Genomic DNA, 19,570 nt, shown 5'->3' on the forward strand with positions numbered 1-19,570 from the left:
CGCTCAGTGCACCGTTTCCAGCACGGGCCTTCGCCGGATGGCCCGCGCCCCGTCCCACGTCAGTGCCACCAGGGCCACCCAGACCAGCAGGAACCCGGCCCAGCGGCTCGCGGGCATCGCCTCGTGCTGCACCAGCAGCCCGATGAGGAACTGGAGCACGGGAGCCAGGTACTGGAGCATCCCCATCATGCTCAGCGGCAGCCGGGTCGCCGCCGCGTTGAACAGCATCAGCGGGATCGCCGTCACCACACCGGCCCCCACCAGCAGCAACACGTGCCCGGTGCCCTCGCTCCCGAACGTCCCGCCACCGATCCACACCACGTACCCCAGCGCCGGGACGAGCATCACCGCCGTCTCGACGCTCAGACTCTCCGCCGACGGCATGGCGGCGAACTTCTTGAGCAGCCCGTAGGTCGCGAACGAGAACGCGAGGACCAGCGCGATCCACGGCGGCCGCCCGTAGTCGGCGGTCAGCACCAGCACCGCCGCGGTCCCGAGCCCGACCGCCGCCCACTGCCACGCCCGCAGCCGCTCCCGGAAGATCACGACCCCGAACAGCACGCTGATCAGGGGATTGATGAAGTACCCGAGCGCCGCCTCGATCGTGTGCCCGGAGTTGACGGCGTAGATGTACGTCGCCCAGTTCACCGAGATGATCACGGCCGCCGCGCTCAGCAGCCCGAACCGCCGCGCCCCGAGCGTCCGGATCCAGCCCCAGTTCCGCGCCGCCGCCAGGACGACCACCACGGCGACCAGCGACCACACGATCCGATGGGCCAGGATCTCCACCGCGCCGGCCGGCTTCAGCAGCGGCCAGTACAGCGGGAACAGCCCCCACAGCCCGTACGCGGCGGCGCCGTACCCCAACCCCTGACGATTCACGAGAGCACGATACCAGCACGTAATTAGCCAAATCAGACACACTACTGTCGAGTACGCTGGGACCATGTTCGGTACCCCGAAGATGGTCAGCCCGGAGCAGGCACTCCCCGGCCGCGACGAACCCCTCCCCGTCCCGTCCCACCACGAGGTCCTCGACGCCCCCCTGGCCCCGCCCTACCCGGATGGCACCGAGATCGCCGAATTCGCCCTCGGCTGCTTCTGGGGCGCCGAACGCAAGTTCTGGCAGACCCCCGGCGTCGTCTCCACGTCCGTCGGCTACGAGGGCGGCCACACCCCGAACCCGACCTACGAAGAGGTCTGCAGCGGGCGGACGGGCCACACCGAGACCGTCCGCGTCGTCTTCGACCCGACCAAGACGACCTACGAGACGCTCCTGCGCGTCTTCTGGGAGTCCCACGACCCCACCCAGGGCATGCGCCAGGGCAACGACGTCGGCACTCAGTACCGCTCAGCGATCTTCACCCACTCCGACGCCCAGCGGAAGGCCGCCGAAGCCTCCCGTGACGCCTACGAACCCGTCCTCCGCAAGGCGGGCCACGGCCCCGTGACCACGGAGATCACCAAAGCCGGCCCGTTCTACTTCGCCGAGCACTACCACCAGCAGTACCTGCACAAGAACCCCGGCGGCTACTGCGGCCTCGGCGGCACCGGCCTCTCCTGCCCCGTAGGCGTGGCCCCCGCCGAGTAGCGGCAACGACTGAAGTTTTGCTACTTGAGGTAGTAAACTGCGGGCATGGCTGCGGAGGAGAAGGAGTTCGGGCTGGGTGAAGGCCCGGCGGTGAAGGCGAGCGTCTCGCTGAGAGCCGGGAACATTCGTGCTGTCCGCGAACGGGTGGGAACCCGCGGCTTCTCCGCCTACGTCGACGCCGCCGTTGAGCGTCAGATCGAGCGGGACCTGCTCGAAGAGGCACTGCAGGCCAATGAGGACGCCTCGGGTCCGATCCCGCAGGCGCTTCGCGACGAGGCCGCAGATCTCTTCCGTGCGGTCAAGGCGGCGCCCGAGTTGCAGGAGGGCGCCGAGTGGGCCGGGCACGAAGCAGGCTGAGCGCGGGGACGCTCGTCCTCGACTGTGAGGGCCTGGTCAAGTGGTGCGGGGCCGATCAACGCGTCACCGCTCTGGTCCGCGAAGCCCAGGACAACGATTTCCGCGTGATGATCAGTGCGCTCACCCCGATCGAAGCCCAGGACGTCCGGACCAAGCCGGACAGGCTTCGTTGGTATCTGTCCAGGCTCCGCATCGAACCGGTCACCGAAGAGATCAGCACGGTGGCCGTCGACCTGCTTCGCGCTCACCGCCTTCACGGGCACAAGTACGCGATCGACGCGGTCGTCGCTTCGACCGCGCTCCAGGCCCCCAAGCCCGTCGTCCTTCTGACCTCCGACGAGGACGACATGACGACCCTCTGCGGAAAGGGCATCAAGGTGGTAGCCGTATGACCCGCCCCGCCCCCAGCCCGGCTCTTGGGCACTGACGGCTACCACCAGCCCGGTGAGGGAGGCGCCGGCACTCGCTCTGGACGGTGAACTCGGCATCCGTGTCGACATCGGTGCAGATCAGCATGGTTTCAGGTGGGATAGATTGACGTCGTGTCGCTCGTGGATCTTGTGTGGGGGTGCCCGGTTCGATGCGGATGAAGGCCCTGTCGTCGGCGGCGTTCCTGTGCATGATCGTTGCGGTCCTGACCGTCCCGCGTGAGCCGTATCTGATCGCTGTTGTGAGCTGGGCGGCGGGATTCGTCCTCACGTTCGCCGCGGTGCTGGCCGCGGGGGGCGTGAAGGCCTTCAGTTACCGCATCACCTGGGCGTTGACCGGCTCGGCCATCCTGTCGGCGTCCATCCTCATCGAGGGCTTCTTCGGGGTCGACAGCACGACACCGGGATTGATTCTGGCGGTGGCGTGCTCCGCCCCGATGGCCTGGAGGCGTAGCCTGTGGCCGCCGTCGGCCCCGCCCCGAAGCCTGAGTGAGCAGGGTTGACCACCTGCACTTTACTCCTCGAGGTAGTAAAACTCCTGGCCGCGGAGGTCTCCTGGTCAGTCCAGGAAGGCGGAGGAGACGGGTGACTGGGCTGTGGACGCGTCCGCCAGGTGGGTCGTCCCGCCGCCGACCACGCGGAATCCGTACTGGCCGTTGGGGCGCCACAACTCGGTGACCGTGCAGTTCGGAACGTTGCACGCGCCGTTGAAGTGGCGGAAGGCCCGCATCGCGGCGACGTCCGGGACGGTGACGCCGGTGAGGACCGACCAGATCACCGCCTTCATGAAGAGGCCGTGCGTGAACACCGCGACCATTCCCTCGTCGGGGAGCGCGGCGAGCCGCTCCAGGAAGGCGTTGGCCCGCGCGATGAGCGCCACGAACGACTCGCCGTCGCCGTCGTTCACGTACGCGGGGTCGGCGCGTTCCCAATATGCCTCGGCGAATGGGCGCCTCTGCTCGCCGGTGGTCCGCGGCCCGTGCAGCGCACCGAGATAGGTGAACTCCTCGACGGGCCATTCCTCGTACGGCACCGCAGGGAACCGCTCGACGGTCGCTTCGGCGGTCTGCCGCGCGCGGACGAACGGTGAGCTCACGATGAGGTCGGGCGGCGCCGTGAACGCCGCGGCCATCCGCGCGGCCTGCTCCCGGCCGAGCGCCGTGAGCGGGGCCGCGCCCGGCCCGTTCGTCGGCAGGCCGGCGTTCGACTCGCTCTGCCCATGCCGGATCATCCACACCCGTCGCACATTGATCATGCCGACAGGCTGACACACCGTCCCCCGACAATGGTCAGAAGTGTGCGAGGAGGCCCGAAAGTGAACGAGGCGGACGGGCACCGCGGTGCAGACGACGAAGGGGCGGGCTCTCTTCTGAGGAGCATCCATGGCCTGTTTCCGGTCTGCGTCGCGGGGTACTCCCGGCCGGACAAGCCGTATCGGGGAGCGGACCATGGTTGAGGATCTGCGGCAGCGGCCGCGCGTTGTCCGGCCGTCCGGGGGAGAAGAGGCGGGCGGCGGGATCGGGGATGTGCTCGCCCGGGGCGTCACCGCCGGGTTCGTGAAGGTGTTCACGACCCTGGCCCGGGTGCGGGGCGGGCGGCCGCTGCATCCGCAGGGGGTGGTGCTGGACGCGACGCTGCGGTTGAGCGGGCGGTCCCGCGGGTGGGGTGTGCCGTTCCTGGACGACGCGGCCGAACTGCGCGGGGTGGCCCGGATGTCGCGGTCGGTGGGGCTGCCGACGTCGGTGCCCGATCTGCTGGGTCTGGCGCTGAGGTGGCGGGCGCCCGGGGGCGAGGAGTCGGAGTTGCTGCTCGCGACCACCGGCAGCGGTGCCCTGGGGCGCTTCACGCTGCGGCCGGTGATGAGGTGGAGTCCGCAGTTCTACGGGTCTCTCCTGCCCTACAGGGCGGGTGACCGGCTCGTGATGCTGGGGGCGATCGCGCGGGGGGACCGGGAGATCCCGGCCGATTTCGCGGCCCTCGAGGGCGCCATCGGTGAGGGGCCGATGGTCTTGGACTTGGTCGTGGCGGACGGGAAGGGTGCGTGGGAGCGGTTCGGCGAACTCGTCCTCAGCGGCCCCGCGCGCAGCGACGAGAGCGAGCCGCGGCGGTTCAATCCCATCCGGCGGCCGATCCTCGGTCTGGTGCCCGCCGGCCTGTTCCAGCAGCTGAGGGGGCCGACGTACGAGGCCGTGCAGCAGGTCGACCGGGGCGGCTCCTCCGGTAAGTGAGCGCTGACGTAGGATCGCGGCCGTCGGGCGCGAATCGAAGGAAGCCGAATGGACGTGCTGGAACTCATCCGGGGTGGGAGCGCCTCGGGGGAGAAGGTGTTCGCCGAGCTGGGGGCCGTGGCCCCCGACGCCATGCTCGGGACGTGGCGGGGCGGCCTGTTCGACGGGAGCGAGCCGATGGCGGCGCGGCTCGTCAAGATGCGCTGGTACGGGAAGCGCTTCAACGACGCCGAGAACGTCGAGCCGCTGCTCTGCCTCGACGACAAGGACGAGATCCACTCGTTCGACGGGATGGGCATGGCGCGGCTGCGCGAGATGTCGCACCGGGGGCTCGTGTCGGCCGCGATGGTGTACGACACCCAGCCGATCATCGACCACTTCCGGCGGATCGACGACGACCACGTGATGGGCGCCATGGACGCGAAGGGCGTCGGAAGCGTCCTGTACTTCCACCTCACCCGCGTCTGGTAGGCCCGGACACGGCGCGGATCGCCCAGTCGAGGGAGTTCGTCCGCTGGGCCTCTTCGGCCAGGCGCTTCGCGGACCCGGTCTGGAGCTCGGGCAGGGCGCTCGCGACCCAGTGGTGGGTGTTCCGGTTGCCGTGGTCGCCGTACTCGATGGCCTGGACGAGGCATTCCAGCTTGTCGGCGTCGCGGGCGCAGCGGGCCTCGAGGCTGTCGCGCGCCTCGAACTCGGCGACCGCGGAGCCGATCATCGCGGCGACCGGGGGCGGGACGCCGGCGGTCTGATCCGCGGTGACCTGTTCGTTCGGGGCCTTCGTCAGGTAGGCGCGGCCCAGGTGCGGGACGTCCGTCAGCCGCGTCTCCTGGGTGTCGTGGAACAGGGCGAGCAGCGCGGCGCGCTCCGGGTTCGCGCCTTCGAGGACGGCGAGGACGCTCGCGATGACGGCCGTCCGGAAGGAGTGGTCGGCGACGCTCTCCGGGTCGTTCACGCCCGCGACGAGCCAGCCGGTGCGCTTGTAGCGCTTCAGCAGGCCGATCTCGTAGAGCAGCCCGGTGAGCCGCTCCATCTCGTCCGCCATGTGGGTGTCCTTCCGGCACGACGCCGATAGGTCGAGGGCCTCCTCGTGGCGAGGAGGCCCTGTGCGGTCCGCGGGAGGTGGGAGGCCGGTCAGTACGGCAGAAGCCGGCCCGAGGGCGTCCTGAGGTCGAGGGGGCTCGGTTGACGTGGGGGCTTGGGGCGCTTGACGAGCTGCTGCCGTGCCATGGTGATCATCTCCCCCGTCGGGCCGGGTGTTAACCCGTCCATCGAGCCGATGTCGCGTGTACCCCGTAGGACGTGGACGGTGCCCCTGAGGTTCAGTGAGCTTATGTGATGCACCTCGTCACGTTCGACCGTTTTTCAGGACACGATGTCGCGGGTCTGGAATCGGCGGAAGGCCAGGGCGAACAGGATCGCGGCGTAGGCGGTGGAGATGGCGGCCCCCTTGGCCATGCCAGTCCACTGGATCTGGGGCTGGAGGGCGTCCATCCAGGCGTACATCCAGTGGGTGGGCAGGAAGTCGCGCCAGGAGCCGAGGGCGGTGACGGCGTCCAGGATGTTGCTGACGATCACGAGGCCGACCGCACCGCCCACCGCGCCGAGCGGGGAGTCCGTGGTGACGGACAGCAGGAACGCGAGGGCGGCGACGACCAGCTGCGCGATCAGTGAGTAGCCGGCGATGATCGCCATGCGGGAGAGGGCCGTGCCGACCGGGACGGTGCCGCCGGTGGGGAGCTCGACCGGGCCCCAGCCGAACGCGACGGTGCCCGCGAGGAGCGCCATCGCCGGGAGGCTGAGGACGGCGACGACGGCGTAGGCGAGCGCCACGATCAGTTTCTGGCGCAGGAGGCGGGCCCGGGGAACGGGCGCGGCGAGGAGGTAGCGCAGAGACGACCAGTTCGCCTCGCTCGCCACGGTGTCGCCGCAGAAGAGGGCGACGGCGACGACGAGGAGGAATCCCGTCGAGACGAAGAGGGCGAACAGGGCGAAGTTGAGGGCGCTGGACGTCGCGACGTCGACGAGGCTCGGGAAGCCGTCCGGGCCGGGGTCACCGCCGATCTTGAACGCGCCGACCAGCACCCACGGCAGGGCGAGCAGGATCGCGAACGCGACGAGGGTGCGGCGGCGCCGGAACTGCCGGACGGCCTCGACCCGCAGCGGCAGCGTCCGCCGCACGGCGTAGGTCATGACTTCTCTCCGATGAGTTCCAGGAACGCGTCCTCGAGGCGGCGGCCGGAGCCGGTGATCTCGCTGACGGGGCCGGCGGCGACGCGGCGTCCGCCCGCCATGACGACCGCGTGGGTGCAGGTCTGCTCCACCTCGGACAGGAGGTGGCTGGACACGATGACGGTGCGTCCGGCCGCCGCGTACGTGACGAGGACGTCCCGCATCTCGCGGATCTGGGGCGGGTCGAGCCCGTTGGTGGGCTCGTCCAGGACGAGCAGGTCGGGGAGGCCGAGCATGGCCTGCGCGATCGCGAGGCGCTGCCGCATGCCCTGCGAGTAGGTGCGGACGGCGCGGTCGAGCGCCGTACCGAGCGCGGCGATCTCGAGCGCCTCCTCCATGTGGGCCTCGGCCCGGGGGCGTCCGGTGGCGCGCCAGTACAGGTCGAGGTTGTCGCGGCCGGACAGGTGGGGGAGGAACCCGGGGCCTTCGACGAACGAGCCGAGACGCGCCAGGACGGGGGCGCCCGGAACGACCCGCTGCCCGAAGATCCTGATCTCGCCCGCGTCGGGATGGATCAGGCCCATCAGCATGCGCAGGGTCGTCGTCTTGCCGGCGCCGTTCGGGCCGAGGAGGCCGAGCACCTGGCCCTTCTCGACGCGGAAGGACAGGTCGGCGACGGCCAGGTGCCCGTTCCGGTACTTCTTGGTGAGGCCGGTGATCTCCAGCGGAACGTCGCCGTCGGTGACCGCGGCGGGCCTGCGGCGCCGGACGAGCAGCGCCGCGGCGAGCAGCAGCGCCGCGCCGGGCAGCCACCACACCCAGGCGGGGACCGGCGTGGCCGTGGTCGTCAGCGCCGGGACGGACGGGACCGTCAGCGGCGACACGGCCCGCACCTTCACCGTGGCGGGCGCGGCCGGGGTGGCGAAGCCCATGTCGGTCGTGGCGATGGCGAGGCGGACGCGGTGGCCCCGGTCGAAGCGGTGGTCCATGGCGGGGAGGGTCACCGTGACCTCGCCCGCCTCGTCGACCAGGAGGGGGGCGGCGATGCGCCGGGCGAGGGACGCCTTCCCGTCCGGGGCGACGTCGTACAGCTTCGCGAACAGCGGACCGGGGGCCGAGACGGCGATCCGGACGGTGGCGGCGCCGGTGAGCCGCAGCGGGGCGTCCAGCGGACGGGTGTCGAACACGGCGGACTGGCCGGGCATGTCGGCGGGCAGGCCGGCGGCGGAGCCGAGGTCGCCGAGAGAGCCGAGCGCGCCGAGGCCGGGCAGCGCGGAGATCGACGCGGGGGCGCCGCCCGCCGGGCGGTGGACGCTCTGCTCGCGGCCGGTCAGCGGCAGCGCGCGGGGGCCGGCGGTGAGCCCGGGGTAGGCGGGGGCGGTCGCCTGCTCCACCACGACCTCCTGCGTGGACGAGTCGATGCCGCCCGCGCGCGTCACGGTGAACCCGTCCGGGGCCTTTCCGGAGCCGCGCAGGCGGGCGTCGAAGAAGTCGTGCACCAGGCCCCGGACGCGGGTCGTCTCCGGGTCTCCGCCGTCGTGCCCGCCCTGGAACCACACCATGGAGACGGGGGCGCCGTTCCGGGCGATGGCGCGGGCGTTCGCGTCGGCGTGGTGCAGGGGGAAGAGCGAGTCGGCCTGGCCCTGGACGAGCAGGGTCGGGATCTTGATGCGGTCGCCGACGGAGGAGGGGCTCGACCTCCGAAGTCTCTCGACCGCCTCGCGGGTCGGACGCCCCGTCTCCGCAACCTCCTCGTACATCTCGCACACGGACGGGAGGAACCGCCCGCAGGCGGTGCCGTTCGCGCCCGAGGAGAAGAAGAGGCCCGCCCACAGCTTCTTGAACACGCCCGGCTCGCCGCCGGTCGCGTTGGGGAAGAGGGCGTCGGCGAGGTCGTGCCAGGTGATCTGCGGGGCGATGGCGTCCACGCGCGGGTCGTACGCGGCGGTCATGAGCGCGATCGCGCCGCCGTAGGACTCGCCCGCCATGCCGACGCGCGGGTCGCCGGGGCCGTCCAGCCGGACCTCGGGACGCCGTGCCAGCCAGTCGATGAGCCGCCGTGCGTCCTGGACCTCGTGGTCGGGGGAGTTGAGGGCGATATGCCCGGTGGAGCGGCCGAAGCCGCGGGCCGACCACGCGAGTACGGCGTATCCGGCGCGGGCGAGTTCGCGGGCCTCGCCCGCGACACCGGACTTGTCGCCGCCGAAGCCGTGCCCGAGCATGATCGCGGGGCCCTTGGACCGCCCGACCGGCGCGTAGAACGTGGTGTCGAGCGTGACGTGCGCGTCGTCGCCGGGGCCGCCCGGCACCGTGACGCGCTGCTCCGTCGTCCGGACGCGCGGCGCGTCGCCCGCCGCGACCCCCCACGCCGTGCCGCCCGCCGCCAGCGCGAGGGCGGTGCCCGCCGCCGTCCACCGCACCGGACGCGTCGTCCTGTTCCAGCGCGCGCGGAGCGCTCCCCCCAGATTCATGCAAGCACCCTATGCGCGGCCCGCGCCGGCCGAGTCCGACCTGCCGCGTATCCGCCGGGCCTCCCGGCGCGGTACGTGATCGCCCGTCCCTACGCCTCGGGGTGGACGGCGTCCCCGGCCGGGAGGGGGCCGAGGGCGGCGGTGAACATCAGCGTCAGCCGCTCGGTGAGCTCGCCGGGGTCGAGCGCGCGCAGGTCGGCCAGGCCGAGCACGCGCCGGATCGGGCCGGTGCCCATGATGATCGAGGCGGCGAGCATCGCCCGGCCGCGCGGGTTCGGGCCGGTCAGCTGCGCGGCCATCGGCTCGATGGCGGCGGCCTCGATGTAGTCGTGGAGGATCCCGGTGACCTCGGGGTTGCCGACGGACCGGTCGAGCATCCGGGTGAGCGGGGTGGGCCGCCCCTCCCGGATCCGCCGCGCGACGTGCTCGGCGAGCCGCCGGGGGAGTTCGCCCGGCTCGCCCGCGATGACGCCCCGCAGGACGGACTCGCTGCTCAGCACCTCGCGAAACAGCGCCGCCTTGGAGCCGAAGTACCGGTTGACCAGGGCCATGTTCGCGTCCGCCGCCGCCGCGATCATGCGGACGGTCACGCCGTCGTAGCCGTGCTCGCCGAACAGGTCGCGCGCCGCGTCCAGGATCCGGCGGCGGGTCGCCTCCCGGTCGCGCTTGCGCCGGCCCGGCTGTGTCGTCTCGTCGAGCGGCGTCCCCACGTCCCGGCCCTCTCCCTCGCCCCGCTGCGGCACGGTTCAGTATCCACCGGCTTGCAAGTAAACGAGTGCATACATAATATCGGCGGAGGTGAGAGGGCGAGCGCGTACGGGGGCAGGGTGACGCAGGCGAGGACGGCGGAGCAGCGGACGACGGCACCGCCGCGTCCGCAGTACAGCCGGCGCCAGATCCTGGAGATCCTCTGCGGGCTGATGATGGCGATGCTGACGTCGATGGTCTCCACGTCCGTCGTCGGGACGGCCCTCCCCACGATCGTCGGGGACCTCGGCGGCCAGGAGCAGCTGGCCTGGGTGGCGAGCGCGCCCCTGCTCACCATGACCGCGTCCACGCCCCTGTGGGGCAAGCTGTCGGACATCTTCGGCCGCAAGCTGATGTTCCAGACCGCGCTCCTGCTGTTCGTCGTCGCGTCCGTCGCGGCCGGGCTGTCGCACGGCATCGGCGAGCTCATCGCCGCCCGCGCGTTCCAGGGCCTCGGCGTCGGCGGCATCTCCGCCCTCGTCCAGGTCATCCTCGGCGACGTGGTCGAGCCCCGCGAGCGCGGCCGCTACGCCGGCTTCGTGGGCGCCGTGTTCGGCGTCGCGACCGTCACCGGGCCCCTCCTCGGCGGATTCATCGTGGACGCCGACCGCCTCGGCTGGCGCTGGTGCTTCTTCGTCTGCGTCCCGCTCGCGGTCGTCGCGTTCATCGTCACCCAGAAGGTCCTGACCCTGCCGAAGGTCCGCCGGGACACCCGCGTCGACGTCTTCGGCGCGTTCACCGTCACCGGGGGCGCCGCCACCCTGATGCTCCTGCTCTCCCTGGGAGGGCAGGAGTTCGCCTGGACCTCCGCCTGGAGCCGGCTCCTGCTGGCGGGCACCGTCGTCCTCGTCGCCCTGGCCGTCGTCGCCGAACGCAGGGCGAGCGACCCCATCCTCCCGCCGCGCCTCTTCCGCAACCGGACGTTCCTCATCACGTCCTTCACGTCGCTGTGCGTCGGCGTCGCGATGTTCGCCGGAATGATCTACCTGCCGCAGTACCTTCAGGTCGTCAAGGGGATGAGCCCCACCGCGTCCGGGCTGATGACGCTGCCGCTGGTCGTCGGCATGCTGATCGCCTCGACCGGATCCGGCCAGTTCGTCACCCGGACCGGGCGCTACAAGTGGTTCCCCGTCGCCGGCATGGCGCTCGTCGCCGTCGCGATGGGCCTGCTGGCACGCCTGCACGTCGGCTCGCCCGCCCTCGTGATCGGGCTCGACTTCGCCGTCCTCGGCGTCGGGCTCGGCCTCACGATGCAGATCCTGATCCTCGCCGCGCAGAACGCCGTGCCGCCCGCCGACATGGCCGCGACGACGTCCGGTGTCTCCTTCTTCCGCAACCTGGGCGGCGCCATGGGCGTCGCCGCGTTCGGCGCGATCCTCACCACCCGCCTGTCCGGCGAGCTGTCGGACGGCCTGCGCGCAGCCCGCGCGACCCCGCCACCGGGCGCGGCCGATCTCGGCTCGCCCGACCAGATCCAGGCCCTCCCGGAGCCGTTCAAGCACATCGTGCTGACCTCGTTCGCGAACGCGCTGGAGACCGTGTTCCTGGTGGGCGTCCCGATCGCCCTGCTGGGCCTCGCGGCGGTCCTGGCGCTGAAGGAGCTGCCGCTCCGCGGCGCCCGGATCCCGAAGGCCCGCACCGCCGGACCGGTCAGCTCCCCTTGAGCTCGCGGTAGAGGCGGTCGGCCGCGGCGCGGTCGGGAGGCCCCGTCACGACGACCTTGCCGTCCAGGATCGGCATGTCGACGCGCGGCAGGGTGATCAGGCGCTCGCGGACCACGAACGCGAGATCGCGGCCCACCGTCGCCCGCGTCAGCCGCGCGAACGCCTTCCGGTCGGCGGCCCGCAACGTCACCGCCACGTCGTAACCGGACGTGACGCGCGACCGCTGGACGCGCAGGTCGGCCACCTCGCGGATCGCGATGCCCTGCGCGAGCCGGTAGCAGGCCGGACCGGACGCCGCCTGACCGTTGATGCCGGCCGCGCCGGCCGGGCACGGCCCGGGGGTCGTCTGCGTGACGGGGTAGACGTGCAGCGGCGCCGCCAGCGCCACCGGCCGCGTCCGCATCGACGTGGCGATCATCGTGCCGGTCACCGCGACCGACGCGATCAGGAGGCCCAGGGTGAGGACCATGACGAGCAGCGCGGACCGGTGCTCCGCCGCGGCCGCCGCCCGCCGGTCGCGGCGTCCCCGCCGCAGGCCGGCGCGGCTCCGCTTGACCTCCGCCGCGGCGCGCTGCCGCTCTGCGGCGCGGGCCCGGCGCTTCCGGTCGGCGTCCGAGACCCCGCTCACCGCCCGCCGGGCGGCGGTGGTCCCGGCCGAGGAACCCGTGCTGGGAGACGACTGCGAGGAAGGTTCGGTGGGGGCCGGGGCAGCGGACCGGGTGGAGGACGGCGGAGGCGGCCATGCGGGCGGCGGGCCGGCCGGGACCCAGCCCTCGGAGGTGAGTTCCTCCTGGCCGAGCACCTCCGCCGCCGACATCCGCACCGTGTCCGCCTCGGAGTCCCGCCGCGACGCGTCCGGCGGCGGCTCCTCCACCGGGACGCGCTGCTGGGGCGCGGTGGGCGGTTCGGGGCGCGCGTCGCCCCCGTCGTCCGGACGACCCTTGCCGCGACGCGGAAGGACCCGCATCCGTCACCTCCCCTGCTACATGATCTGTCTCAGTGTGTCAGGGTGAGACGGCGTCGCGCATGGTGTCGTGCTCACTCCCCGGAGAACCGTGCCCCGCGCACGGTGGTTCATACGCGAAAGCCCGCCACCGGCCACGAGACCGGGGGCGGGCCTACGACCGCGCGGCGCGTCCCGTCAGTCGATCCTCCAGGTGTCCCCGCTGCCGAGCAGCGCGGCCAGGTCGCCGCGGCCCTGCGTCCCGACGGCCTCGTCCACCTGCTCCCGCATCAGCTCGTCGTAGGACGGGCGGTCGACGTCGCGGAAGATGCCGATCGGGGTGTGCTCGAACGCCGGGGAGTCCAGCCGCGACAGCGCGAACGCCTGCGACGGGTCCGGGTTCGCCGCGTCGTGCACCGCGATCTCCGACGGGTCGACGTCCGTGACCCGCACGACCTCGAACGAGCCGGCCCGGGTGCGGCGCAGCGCCTTCTCGCGCTCGGCGCCGAAGACGATCGGCTCGCCGTGCTCCAGCCGGATCGTGATGTCGTCGCGGACGTCGGCGTCCTTCAGCGGGTCGAACGCGCCGTCGTTGAAGATGTTGCAGTTCTGGTAGATCTCCACGAGGGCGGTCCCGCGGTGCTGGGCCGCCGCCCGCAGCACCGACTGGAGGTGCTTGCGGTCGGAGTCGATCGTCCGGGCGACGAACGTGCCCTCCGCGCCGATCGCGAGCGACATCGGGTTGAACGGGGCGTCCAGCGAACCCATCGGGGTCGACTTGGTGATCTTCCCGATCTCGGAGGTGGGCGAGTACTGGCCCTTCGTCAGCCCGTAGATCCGGTTGTTGAAAAGGAGGATCTTGAGGTTGACGTTGCGGCGCAGCGCGTGGATCAGGTGGTTGCCGCCGATCGACAGCGCGTCCCCGTCACCGGTCACCACCCACACCGACAGGTCGGGGCGGGACGTGGCGAGGCCCGTGGCGATCGCCGGCGCGCGGCCGTGGATCGAGTGGAACCCGTACGTGTTCATGTAGTACGGGAACCGGGACGAGCAGCCGATGCCGGAGACGAACGTGATGTTCTCCCGGCGCAGCCCCAGCTCCGGAAGGAACGACTGGACGGCGGCCAGGATCGCGTAGTCACCGCAGCCGGGGCACCAGCGCACCTCCTGGTCCGTCTTGAAGTCCTTCAGCGTCTGCTTCGCGTCGGTCTTCGGGACGAGGGAGAGCGGGCCGTGCCCGTTCAGGCCGTGGCCGTCGCCGTTGGTGCCGTTCTCACTCACTGTCCATCACATCCTGGATGACGCCCTGCAGTTCCTCCGCCTTGAAGGGCAGACCGCGGACCTGGTTGTAGCCGATGACGTCGATGAGGAACCGGCCGCGCAGCAGCAGCGCGAGCTGACCGAGGTTGATCTCCGGGACGATGACCTTGTCGTAGGAGCGCAGCACCTCGGCGAGGTTCGCCGGGAAGGGGTTGAGGTGCCGCAGGTGCGCCTGCGCGACCTGCCGCCCCTCCTTCCGGACGCGCCGCACCGCCGCGGAGATGGCGCCGAACGTCCCGCCCCAGCCGAGGACGAGGACGCGGGCCTCGCCGGACGGGTCGTCCACCGCGAGGGGCTCGACGTCGTTCGCGATGCCGTCGACCTTGGCCTGGCGGAGTCGCACCATCGTGTCGTGGTTCGCCGGGTCGTAGGAGATGTTGCCGGAGCCGTCGGCCTTCTCCAGGCCGCCGATCCGGTGCTCCAGGCCCGCCGTGCCGGGGATCGCCCACGGCCGGGCGAGGGTCTCCGGGTCGCGCTTGAACGGCTGGAAGCCGGGGTCGTCCGCGGTCGCGAACGCCGGCTCGATGACCGGGAGGTCGTCGACGTCCGGCAGCTTCCACGGCTCGGAGCCGTTCGCGAGGTAGCCGTCCGACAGCAGGATGACGGGCGTGCGGTACTTGACCGCGATCCGGGCCGCCTCCAGCGCCGCGTCGAAGCAGTCCGACGGGGACCGCGGCGCGATCACCGGGACGGGGGCCTCGCCGTTGCGGCCGTACATGGCCTGCAGCAGGTCGGCCTGCTCGGTCTTCGTCGGCAGGCCCGTGGACGGACCCGCCCGCTGCACGTCGATGACCACCAGCGGCAGCTCGGTCGCGACCGCCAGGCCGATCGTCTCGCTCTTGAGCGCGATGCCGGGCCCGGACGTCGTGGTGACGCCGAGCGCACCGCCGAACGAGGCGCCGAGCGCCGCGCCCACGGCGGCGATCTCGTCCTCGGCCTGGAAGGTCCGGATCCCGAACTTCTTGTGCCTCGACAGCTCGTGCAGGATGTCGGAGGCCGGGGTGATCGGGTAGGAGCCGAGGTAGATCGGCAGCCCGCTGCGCTCACCGGCCGCGACGAGCCCGTAGGCGAGCGCGACGTTCCCGGTGATGTTGCGGTACAGGCCGGGCTCGTGCTCGGCCGGCTTGATCTCGTACTGGACGGAGAACGCCTCGGTCGTCTCGCCGTACGCCCAGCCCGCCTGGAAGGCCGCGATGTTCGCCTTCATGATCTCGGGCTTGCGGGCGAACTTCTTCTCCAGGAAGCCGAGGGTGCCCTCCGTCGGCCGGTGGTACAGCCAGGACAGCAGCCCGAGCGCGAACATGTTCTTCGCGCGCTCGGCGTCCTTCTTGGAGATGTCGAAGTCGGCGAGCGCCGTCACCGTCATCGAGGTGAGCGGCAGCGCGTGCACCCGGTACTCGGCGAGGGAGTCGTCCTCGACGGGGTTCGCGGCGTAGCCGACCTTCGCGAGGTTGCGCTTGCTGAACTCGTCGGTGTTGACGATGAGGTCCGCGCCGCGGGGGAGGTCCCCGAGGTTGGCCTTGAGGGCGGCCGGGTTCATGGCCACCAGGACGTTCGGCGCGTCGCCCGGCGTGAGGATGTCGTGGTCGGCGAAGTGGAGCTGGAAGCTGGACACTCCGGGGAGCGTTCCGGCGGGGGCGCGGATCTCGGCGGGGAAGTTGGGCAGCGTCGACAAGTCGTTGCCGAACGCCGCCGTCTCCTGGGTGAAGCGGTCGCCGGTCAGCTGCATCCCGTCGCCGGAGTCCCCGGCGAATCGGATGATGACGCGGTCGAGCTGCTGGACCTGTTTGGTCACAGAGGAAGACCTCCTCGACGGGCAGCGCCCGTCCCGGGGGAGGCACCCGGGATCGTGACGCTACTTAGGCTTACCTTCATGGTATGTCCGGGATGAAATGCTGTTCTCGGGGGACGGGAGACTCGCGGGGACACGCGGCCCGGACGATTCCGCCCGATGCGGCCCGGTCCGTTCCGGCTCGCGGCCACAGGAGGCATGGACCGCGGGCACCGCTCCGCCCGTCATGGTGACGTCCCGCTCTCGGGGAGGTCGTGGCCCCGTCACCCAAGAGGTATCACCTCCGGCAACGGTTCACGCGATTCCGCCGAATTCGGGCAGGTCCTATCCGGAGGTACGACCTGGACGGGCTCCCGAGTTCACCCGCCCGGCGGACAAAGGGAACTGGCCTGGCGGCGCAGATCGACGTGGAGACGCCGGACCAGCCGCGCGCGATTCGTCGAGGAGCGGAGGCTGCTCCTCTGGGGCACGGAGTTCACGCCCCGCAGTGTAGACATCCCGAATTCCGTTCTACTTCACCGCCCCCCGTGCCCGGGACGTCGGGGCTCCGCCGCGTCCGCAGGCCGCGTCACGGCCGGGCGGGGCTCGTCGAGGCGGCGGGGCCCGTGCGGGCCGCGGTGCCGCCCGCCGCGGTGCCGCGCTCCCGGTCGACGATCGCGAGCAGATCGGGCACCCGGGCCGGCGCGACGGACTCGCCCACGATCCGGGCCGTCGCCGCGTACGGGTACGAGCCGGGCCGGTCGAGCGCCGCCCGCATCCACGTCCGCCACGCCTTCCCCGCGACCGTGCAGCGGAGCGTCAGGCTTCGGCCGGACGGGATCGGCTCCGATCCCGTGCACGTCCCGAGCGGCCGCCCCTTCGACGTGATCGAGGCCCTCAGCGCCGCGCGCGCTCCGTCCGGCACGGGGCCCTCCGGCGAGGTCAGCGTCGCCGGCACGCGGACCGTGCATCCGCTGACGTTCTGGTTGCAGTTGCTGAACCGAGGCGTTCCGGGCGCGAACCGCAGCCCCGGGTCGGCGGCGCCGCCGAGCGCGGCGACCCGCGCGCGCAGCTCGGCGAACATCGACGGCGGGTCCAGCACGGGCGCGACGGTGAGGGCCGCGCCGGTGCGGCCGGCCGCCCGGACGCCCAGCAGCGCGTGCGGCGCCGCGGCCGCCACCAGGTAGTCGGCCCGCGCCGTCCGGATCCGGTAGGCGCGGGCGCCCCGCACGGTCTCCGTCCCCGGCTTCGGGGGCGCCTTCACCATCAGCCGGGCGATCGCGCCGGGGCCGAGGACGTCCGGGACGTCGAAACCCGGCACCGTCGCGGGCGCCTTCGTCCAGCGTCCCGCGTAGTTCTCCGGACGGCTGCGCTCCCCGGCGTAGTCGCGCCAGAACGCGAGACCGGCCCTGACATAGGTGACGCCGTCCACCGCGACGATGTCCGCGGTGAGGGCCCCGGCCGTGAGCGTGCCGGTCGCCGACCCCGCCTTGGTGACCCGCAGCCGGGCCTGGAGGGGCTTGCCGCTCACGGTCAAGGTCCCCTCGTACCGGAGCCCCGGCGGCGCCGTGACCTGCCGCTCCGCCTCCCGCAGCAGGTTCGACGGGGCGGACTCCGCCTTCACGGCGCCCTTGCCGCCGGGCGCGTCCTCCCCGGACAGCAGCGCGGCCGCCGCCCCGCCCACCACGACCACGGCGCCCAGCGCGCCCACGGCGAGCACCCGCCGACGCCTCCGTCCGGACCGCGCCACCGCCTTCGGCGGCACGGCCCCTCCGGGGGTGTCACCGGTCACATGAGCGGTGTTCCGCGGCGCGCGGGGCGGGATGCCTCCGGGCGCGGGCGGCATGGGGGGCGCGGGGCCGTCCGCGGCCGGGGGCGGGCCGTCCTGTTCGACGCTCACTCGGCGTTCACTCCGCTCCGTTCAGGTGTCCGGGCACAAGAGTGCCCGACGGCGCGCCCCCGCGTGAGCGGGACACGGCGCGTCGCCGGGCACCGGAGCGAGGGCGGGTCAGCGCGCGGTCACGCGGCTCACCCGGGGCCTCACTCGCTGTCGAGCGCGCTCAGCATCGACTGCACCTGGCTGGAGGTGGCGCCGATGACCTTGTAGTCGGCGTGCTTGTAGAACGTGCCGCCGGTGGCCTTCGCCCAGCTCGTCCACGCGCTGCTGGTCACCCGGCAGCTCGCCCACACCGGCTCCGTGCCGGTGATCGTGATCGTGGACGTGCAGTTGCCCAGGTCGCGGCCGGTCAGCGTGCCGGCCGTCAGCCGGAACCGGACGTCGACCGTGACCGGCGTCTCCGCGCCGTACGGCGGACGGATCTTCGCCTCGACCGTGCAGCCGGAGTTGCTGTTGCAGCCGCCGCGCTTCCACTCGGCGACCGACGGGCGGGCGGAGCCGTCGAAGGAGTCCTTCAGCTCGCCGACGCTCGTCCGCATGTCGGACACCACGGACGACGCCTCACCGGAGCTCTTCGGCTGCACGTCCAGCTTCACCCGCGGAGTCGTCGCCTCGTACCGCAGCAGCTCGGCGTCGTCCTCGTCGGTGATGTAGAGCGTCGAGGAGAACGTCGTGAACTTCAGGGCCTTCTTGCCCTGCCACGTCGTCTCGATCGGCTTCACCTTGGTGGTGGCGGCCGTCCGGAGCTTCGCCGCGAGCGCCGCCGGGGTCAGCTCGCGCTTGAAGTCGATCTCCAGCTTGTCCTCGTCGAGGCGGCCCCACTGCTGGCCGGAGCCGAGGAAGTACGGCGTCTCCGTACCGGAGATCTGACGCCGCCAGTACGCCGGCTCGGCCTTCGCGAACAGCTTGCCGTCGATCGACAGCAGCGTGACGTTGTCGCTGTTCCAGGTGACGGGGCCGGTGGCCCGGCCGCCGCGGGTGACGCTCAGCTCGCCCTCGAGGGTGTCGGCGCCGCCGCCGAAGCTGCCCTTCAGACCGACCGCGCGGTCGTCCTCGAGCTCGGTCGCGGCGGCCCGGAGCTTCTCCTCGGGCGTCGTGCCGCCGCTCACGGCGAGCACGAACACCACGATGCCGATCAGCACCAGCAGGGCGACACCGCCGCCGATGATGGCGAGGATCACACCGCCGCCGCCGCTCTTGCGGGGCGGTGCCATCCCGGGACCCATGGGGGCGCCGGGCGGCGGGGGGTAGAACGGGGGCGGGGTCCCGGGCCCGCCGAAGCCGGGGGCGGGGGGAGGTCCGCCGGGGGCGCCGGGTGCACCGGGACCCGGAGGGCCACCGGGGCCCGCCGGCGGCGGTGGCGGAGGCCACGAGGCGCCACCCGGGTTCTCCCAGCCCGGGGGAGGCGGAGGGTTGCTCATCCGGTCACGTCCTTCCAGGTCAAAGTGACCCCATTCAATCCTCTAGTTTGCAGCAAATCACCGACATTGTGATGCTCGGGTCGGCAGGTAGTCGGCAGGTAGGACGCCGCGCACTCGCATCTGGCTCCACTGGATACTTGTTGTGATGCTCACCGGGAGGTACTTGTGCGGACCTACTTCGAGTCGTATGCCGTCCTCGGCGCGTTGCTGCTGGTCGGCGGGGGGATCGTGGCGGGCGGGCTGGCCGCCAACCGGCTGCTGCGCCCGAACCGGCCGACGGCGGAGAAGCTCACCACGTACGAGTGCGGCGTGGACCCGGTCGGCGAGAACTGGGCCCATTCGTACGTTCGCTACTACGTGTTCTCATATCTTTACGTAGTGTTCGCGGTGGACGCGGTCTTCCTGTTCCCGTGGGCGACGGTGTTCTCCGCGCCGGGTTACGGAATGACCACTCTCGGTGAGATGTTCGTCTTTCTGGGTTTTCTCGCCGCCGGTCTCCTCTATGCGGGCAAGAAGGGCGTCCTCTCCTGGGTCTGAGCGCCGGGGGCGGCGCGGGCGGAGGC

20 protein-coding genes are annotated in these 19,570 nt (G+C 72.0%); 8 read left to right on the forward strand and 12 right to left on the reverse strand.

The annotated features are described in order from the left end of the window. Positions 1–3: 3 nt before the first annotated feature. The gene (gene rarD, locus IE99_RS0104250) at positions 4–882 is read right to left on the reverse strand and encodes an EamA family transporter RarD (protein WP_037558628.1); all 879 of its coding nucleotides are present in this window, start codon (positions 880–882) and stop codon (positions 4–6) included. A 64-nt stretch (positions 883–946) separates the two neighbouring features. Here rarD and msrA point away from each other — a divergent pair, with 64 nt between their 5' ends. From msrA to IE99_RS0104270, 4 genes are all read left to right on the forward strand, one after another. After that, on the forward strand, positions 947–1,591 hold the full coding sequence (gene msrA / locus IE99_RS0104255) for a peptide-methionine (S)-S-oxide reductase MsrA (RefSeq protein WP_030163871.1): 645 nt from the start codon (positions 947–949) through the stop codon (positions 1,589–1,591). Between the two features lie 45 nt (positions 1,592–1,636). Further along, positions 1,637–1,948: a hypothetical protein gene (locus tag IE99_RS0104260; RefSeq protein ID WP_051711953.1), complete on the forward strand. Its 312-nt coding sequence runs from the start codon at positions 1,637–1,639 to the stop codon at positions 1,946–1,948. Then, positions 1,924–2,340, forward strand: a complete 417-nt coding sequence (locus tag IE99_RS0104265; RefSeq protein ID WP_030163873.1) for a PIN domain-containing protein — start codon at positions 1,924–1,926, stop codon at positions 2,338–2,340. Before IE99_RS0104260 ends, IE99_RS0104265 begins: the two co-directional genes overlap by 25 nt. Before the next feature lie 188 nt (positions 2,341–2,528). Then, positions 2,529–2,879 (forward strand): hypothetical protein, encoded by a 351-nt coding sequence (locus IE99_RS0104270; protein ID WP_157610035.1) that lies wholly within the window; start codon positions 2,529–2,531, stop codon positions 2,877–2,879. A 56-nt stretch (positions 2,880–2,935) separates the two neighbouring features. Here IE99_RS0104270 and IE99_RS28810 read toward each other — a convergent pair whose 3' ends face one another. Continuing rightward, on the reverse strand, positions 2,936–3,631 hold the full coding sequence (locus IE99_RS28810; RefSeq protein WP_051711955.1) for a histidine phosphatase family protein: 696 nt from the start codon (positions 3,629–3,631) through the stop codon (positions 2,936–2,938). Positions 3,632–3,824: 193 nt separating this feature from the next. On the opposite strand from IE99_RS28810, the gene IE99_RS28815 reads away from it, so the two are divergent. After that, a complete protein-coding gene (locus IE99_RS28815; protein WP_051711957.1) occupies positions 3,825–4,604 on the forward strand; it encodes a hypothetical protein in 780 nt (259 codons plus the stop codon). A gap of 48 nt (positions 4,605–4,652) precedes the next feature. Beyond that, positions 4,653–5,075, forward strand: a complete 423-nt coding sequence (locus IE99_RS0104285; protein WP_030163881.1) for a DUF4334 domain-containing protein — start codon at positions 4,653–4,655, stop codon at positions 5,073–5,075. Here IE99_RS0104285 and IE99_RS0104290 read toward each other — a convergent pair. The 4 genes from IE99_RS0104290 to IE99_RS0104305 form a co-directional block, all read right to left on the reverse strand. After that, positions 5,059–5,646 (reverse strand): HD domain-containing protein, encoded by a 588-nt coding sequence (locus IE99_RS0104290; protein ID WP_030163884.1) that lies wholly within the window; start codon positions 5,644–5,646, stop codon positions 5,059–5,061. The two genes, IE99_RS0104285 and IE99_RS0104290, sit on opposite strands and share 17 nt — an antisense overlap. 320 nt (positions 5,647–5,966) lie before the next feature. Continuing rightward, positions 5,967–6,794 (reverse strand): ABC transporter permease, encoded by an 828-nt coding sequence (locus tag IE99_RS0104295; protein ID WP_030163887.1) that lies wholly within the window; start codon positions 6,792–6,794, stop codon positions 5,967–5,969. After that, positions 6,791–9,244 carry an alpha/beta fold hydrolase gene (locus IE99_RS0104300; RefSeq protein WP_084219271.1) on the reverse strand — a complete coding sequence of 818 codons (2,454 nt, stop codon included), beginning with the start codon at positions 9,242–9,244 and terminating at the stop codon, positions 6,791–6,793. Before IE99_RS0104300 ends, IE99_RS0104295 begins: the two co-directional genes overlap by 4 nt. 89 nt (positions 9,245–9,333) lie before the next feature. Beyond that, a complete protein-coding gene (locus IE99_RS0104305) occupies positions 9,334–9,987 on the reverse strand; it encodes a TetR/AcrR family transcriptional regulator (RefSeq protein WP_245623052.1) in 654 nt (217 codons plus the stop codon). A gap of 84 nt (positions 9,988–10,071) precedes the next feature. Between IE99_RS0104305 and IE99_RS0104310 the strand changes: the two genes are divergently transcribed. Beyond that, on the forward strand, positions 10,072–11,655 hold the full coding sequence (locus IE99_RS0104310) for an MDR family MFS transporter (RefSeq protein ID WP_051711959.1): 1,584 nt from the start codon (positions 10,072–10,074) through the stop codon (positions 11,653–11,655). Here IE99_RS0104310 and IE99_RS30015 read toward each other — a convergent pair. The 6 genes from IE99_RS30015 to IE99_RS0104335 form a co-directional block, all read right to left on the reverse strand. Continuing rightward, a complete protein-coding gene (locus IE99_RS30015) occupies positions 11,642–12,622 on the reverse strand; it encodes a SecDF P1 head subdomain-containing protein (protein ID WP_051711961.1) in 981 nt (326 codons plus the stop codon). The genes IE99_RS0104310 and IE99_RS30015 overlap by 14 nt on opposite strands. A gap of 174 nt (positions 12,623–12,796) precedes the next feature. Next, positions 12,797–13,879 (reverse strand): 2-oxoacid:ferredoxin oxidoreductase subunit beta, encoded by a 1,083-nt coding sequence (locus IE99_RS0104320; protein ID WP_211258717.1) that lies wholly within the window; start codon positions 13,877–13,879, stop codon positions 12,797–12,799. After that, positions 13,872–15,713 carry a 2-oxoacid:acceptor oxidoreductase subunit alpha gene (locus tag IE99_RS0104325; RefSeq protein WP_030163900.1) on the reverse strand — a complete coding sequence of 614 codons (1,842 nt, stop codon included), beginning with the start codon at positions 15,711–15,713 and terminating at the stop codon, positions 13,872–13,874. The genes IE99_RS0104320 and IE99_RS0104325 overlap by 8 nt, the downstream gene beginning before the upstream one ends. A gap of 356 nt (positions 15,714–16,069) precedes the next feature. Further along, complete coding sequence (locus tag IE99_RS33610; RefSeq protein WP_425423790.1) at positions 16,070–16,207, reverse strand: putative leader peptide; 138 nt, start codon at positions 16,205–16,207, stop codon at positions 16,070–16,072. A 71-nt stretch (positions 16,208–16,278) separates the two neighbouring features. Next, the gene (locus IE99_RS0104330; protein WP_157610038.1) at positions 16,279–17,589 is read right to left on the reverse strand and encodes a LolA-like protein; all 1,311 of its coding nucleotides are present in this window, start codon (positions 17,587–17,589) and stop codon (positions 16,279–16,281) included. Between the two features lie 140 nt (positions 17,590–17,729). After that, positions 17,730–18,800 carry a hypothetical protein gene (locus tag IE99_RS0104335; protein ID WP_157610041.1) on the reverse strand — a complete coding sequence of 357 codons (1,071 nt, stop codon included), beginning with the start codon at positions 18,798–18,800 and terminating at the stop codon, positions 17,730–17,732. 372 nt (positions 18,801–19,172) lie between these two features. Between IE99_RS0104335 and IE99_RS0104340 the strand changes: the two genes are divergently transcribed. After that, on the forward strand, positions 19,173–19,544 hold the full coding sequence (locus tag IE99_RS0104340; protein ID WP_030163906.1) for an NADH-quinone oxidoreductase subunit A: 372 nt from the start codon (positions 19,173–19,175) through the stop codon (positions 19,542–19,544). The last annotated feature ends 26 nt before the right edge of the window (positions 19,545–19,570 follow it).

The sequence above is a fragment of the Spirillospora albida genome, assembly GCF_000718255.1.
Taxonomy (GTDB): Bacteria; Actinomycetota; Actinomycetes; order Streptosporangiales; family Streptosporangiaceae; genus Spirillospora; species Spirillospora albida.